Here is a 572-nt window from a genome sequence, read left to right as displayed (position 1 = left end):
GCGCGCGTGCGCCACAGCCTCATCGCGGTCAACTTCATCGACATCTACTTCCGCACCGGGCGCTATCCGCTCGCGCTGCCCAACGGCCTGGGCTCCGACGCCGTGGGCGTGGTCGAGGCCGTGGGCCCGGGCGTGACCGACATCCGCGTGGGGGATCGCGTGGGCTATCTCATCGGGCCGCAGGGTGCGTACTCGCAAGTGCGTGTGATGCCAGCCGATGTGCTGATCCCGCTGCCCGATGGCATCTCGGATCGCACCGCCGCCACGTTGATGATGAAGGGCATGACGGCGCAGTACCTGTTCCGCCAGGTCTATCCGCTCCAGGGTGGCGAGACGATCCTGTATCACGCAGCCGCCGGTGGTGTGGGCCTCATCGCCTGCCAGTGGGCGCGTGCGATGGGCGTGACGATGATCGGCACCGTGAGCACCGACGAGAAGGCTGCGGTCGCCAAAGCCAACGGTTGCACGCACACCATCGTGACCTCGCGCGAGAGCATCGCCCAGCGCGTGCGCGAGATCACCGACGGCAAGGGCGTGCCCGTCGTGTACGACTCGGTCGGCAAAGACACGCT

Annotated in this window: 1 protein-coding gene; it reads left to right on the top strand. The window is 67.7% G+C overall.

Features of this window, described 5'->3' with window-relative positions; genetic code table 11:
• Window positions 1-572 (top strand): zinc-binding dehydrogenase (locus AC3WQM_RS32010; RefSeq protein ID WP_492683866.1); only part of this gene is annotated, 572 nt, incomplete at both ends.

It is taken from the genome of Variovorax sp. FW301-JW7 (genome assembly GCF_058788795.1).
Note: the sequence above shows the minus strand (reverse complement) of the source record. Positions and strands in the feature narration are given on the sequence as shown.